This is a genomic window from Microcystis sp. M53598_WE2 (assembly GCF_030067735.1).
Classification (GTDB): Bacteria; Cyanobacteriota; Cyanobacteriia; order Cyanobacteriales; family Microcystaceae; genus Microcystis; species Microcystis aeruginosa.
Genome location: NZ_JASJFE010000437.1, coordinates 1 through 2,699 on the forward strand (window position 1 = coordinate 1; position 2,699 = coordinate 2,699).

Genomic DNA, 2,699 nt, shown 5'->3' on the forward strand with positions numbered 1-2,699 from the left:
GGATTTGTCATAATTCTTGACAAATAGGACGGGGTTTTCACCCCGTCTTTTTTTATCTGATTTTCCAGAGTTTAAAGATAATCCAGAACCAATTCCCCTTTGCTCACTTTTTCGGTAATTAAAGTTCTGACTAACTCTAATTCTTCTAGGGTCACTTTACCATCAGACCTCATAGCTAGGGCGATTCTTTCCCTTTCCCCTTGAGTGATCACGCCATCAACACTAGCCTGTTCGATAATAGCTCGCAACTTTTCTAGTTCCTGTTGTTCTTCGGCGGTTAATTCTACTTGATTAGGACGAGATATTTCCATAAAAATTTCTCCTTGAGTGATCAACACAAACTTGGTAATTTTTTCTAAGTAGTAGAACCCCTGGCAGTTATCCCCAGTCAGCATCAGCAATCAGGGACAATGATTTTAGCAAGAGCTAGACCTTGATTCTTGACAGGGAGCCACTAAACCTCAACAGATGATCGATGATAACTGATAGAGCTTACAGTATAGTGATTAATAGAAGCAATTTGCAAAGAATTATCGAGATAAAGAATGGATATTCGATCGACTGACACCTCGCTCCTTACTTGGACAGGAGATACTTTAGCCCTAGGTTTACCAGAAGGAGCCATCGAGATTGCAGGAGAATTGGCAGAATTAAACGATAAACTAGGGGGAAACCTAGGGGATCTCATCTCCGAGACGGAATTCGAAGGAAAATTAGGCAGCAGTGCGGCGACTCGTCTAGGTGGAGGTCCGATTCGCAAATTAATCCTGGTGGGATTGGGAAAAACTGCCGATTTCGACCTGCAAACCCTGCGTCTAGCGGCTGCTGCGATCGCTCGTCTGGCCAAACAACAAAAAAGCCAAGCTCTGGCCATCAGTTTACCGATAGTTGGCGATCAGTCCGCCACCGCCGGAGCAATCACGGAAGGACTACTGCTGGCCACTCATCAAGATACCCGCTTCAAGTCCACTAAGGAGGAAAAAGGAGCCAAATTAGAAACCGTCGAGTTATTGGGTTTAGGAGAGCAAGCATCGGCGATCGCCAAGTCCGAGCAAATCTGTTCCGGGGTGATTCTGGCCAGAGAATTAGTCAATGCTCCCGCTAACACCGTCACCCCCCTGACCATGGCAGAAACCGCCGAGCAAATTGCCGCCGAATACGGATTAAGTCTCAACATTCTGGAACAGGAAGAATGCGAAAGCTTGGGCATGGGAGCCTTCCTAGGAGTGGCCAAAGCCTCGGATATTCCCCCGAAATTCCTTCATTTAATCTATAAACCCCAAGGAACCCCGAAACGTAAACTAGCAATCGTCGGCAAAAGCTTAACCTTTGATTCCGGCGGTTTGAATATTAAAGGGGCCGGCAGTGGCATCGAAACCATGAAAATGGATATGGGGGGTGGTGCCGCCACCCTAGGCGCAGCCAAGGCGATCGCCCAATTACAGCCAGAAGTGGAAGTACACTTTATCTGTCCGGCTACAGAAAATATGATTAGTGGTCGCGCTATGCACCCCGGGGACATTTTAACCGCTTCTAATGGCAAAACTATTGAAGTCAATAACACCGATGCCGAGGGACGATTAACCCTGGCCGATGGTTTGGTTTTTGCGGAAAAATTAGAGGTGGATGCGATCGTGGATCTAGCCACTTTAACCGGGGCCTGTGTCATCGCTTTGGGGGACGATATCGCCGGTTTATGGAGTAGCGATGAGAGTCTCACTGTTCAACTCCAAGAGGCCGCTAAATTAGCCGGCGAAAAATTCTGGCCAATGCCCCTAGAAGAAAAATATTTCGAGGGGATGAAGTCTCAAATTGCCGATATGAAAAACACCGGCCCGCGCCCCGGCGGTTCCATTACAGCCGCTTTATTTTTGAAGCAATTCATTAATAATACTCCCTGGCTCCACCTAGATATCGCAGGACCGGTCTGGTCCGATAAAGAAAATGGCGTTAATAATTCCGGGGCCACCGGTTTTCCCGTCCGCACTCTAGTTAATTGGGTAATGGCCAATAATTAAGTTATCGGTGATCGGTAAGCGGTATTAGGTGAGGAGTATTTTCACTGTTTACTGTTTACCGATCCCTGAAAAATCTGCCCCACCCCTCACCCCTATCTCAAGGTCGCGAGAGGACTCCCGTTAAACTGCGTAGCGGTTAACGGGAGATGAATCGCGACCAGAATGAAACTAACGCAGTAGCCTTTCCACTTTTGGGGAGTTTTGGTTCTCGACGTATTTTTTTAGTTGTTCGACAGTAACGTCGCCACAACTAGCCACGAAATAAGCTCCCGCCCAAAAATAGGGTTTGTTGTCGAAATACTTTGCCGCCAAATCCGGAAATTCTTGTCTAATTAAGCGACTACTAACTGTTTTAAGGTTAGCGATTAGTTTGGTCCATGATTGTAATTAGTTGATATACTAGGCAGTAAGTGTTACAATTTAACTATACATCACATCACGAAACTAACGACAGTGATAACGCTTACCTACCAGTACAAACTAAAGGTAAACAAGAAACAGGAACGAGAGATTGTCCACATTCTTGATGTTTGTAAGAGCGTTTATAATTACGCGCTCTCGGAACGGAAAGATTGGTTAAACTCTCGAAAGTGTCTTGCGGATCGTTGTTCGTTAGTTTCCGAGTACATAATTCCTGCGGATGAACCCTATCCAAATTACTTCGTTCAAGCTAAAAATCTA

Annotated in this window: 3 protein-coding genes and 1 pseudogene; 2 read left to right on the forward strand and 2 right to left on the reverse strand. The window is 45.9% G+C overall.

Features of this window, described 5'->3' with window-relative positions:
• Positions 1-71 precede the first annotated feature (71 nt).
• Positions 72-311: a hypothetical protein gene (locus PX636_RS09210; RefSeq protein WP_044034906.1), complete on the reverse strand. Its 240-nt coding sequence runs from the start codon at positions 309-311 to the stop codon at positions 72-74.
• 234 nt (positions 312-545) lie between these two features.
• On the opposite strand from PX636_RS09210, the gene PX636_RS09215 reads away from it, so the two are divergent.
• On the forward strand, positions 546-2,018 hold the full coding sequence (locus PX636_RS09215) for a leucyl aminopeptidase (protein WP_288116846.1): 1,473 nt from the start codon (positions 546-548) through the stop codon (positions 2,016-2,018).
• Positions 2,019-2,186: 168 nt separating this feature from the next.
• Here the strand turns inward: PX636_RS09215 and PX636_RS09220 are convergent.
• Positions 2,187-2,393, reverse strand: a pseudogene (locus tag PX636_RS09220) (IS200/IS605 family transposase); the annotation flags it as partial.
• A 78-nt stretch (positions 2,394-2,471) separates the two neighbouring features.
• Here PX636_RS09220 and PX636_RS09225 point away from each other — a divergent pair.
• On the forward strand, positions 2,472-2,699 hold a 228-nt coding region (locus PX636_RS09225), incomplete at its 3' end, for a helix-turn-helix domain-containing protein (protein WP_288116849.1).

What these genes read in the sequence shown, in the direction of transcription:
- PX636_RS09210 (WP_044034906.1), bottom strand. Translation starts at nt 311, where the DNA reads ATGGAAATATCTCGTCCTAATCAAGTAGAATTAACCGCCGAAGAACAA.
- PX636_RS09215 (WP_288116846.1), top strand. Translation starts at nt 546, where the DNA reads ATGGATATTCGATCGACTGACACCTCGCTCCTTACTTGGACAGGAGAT.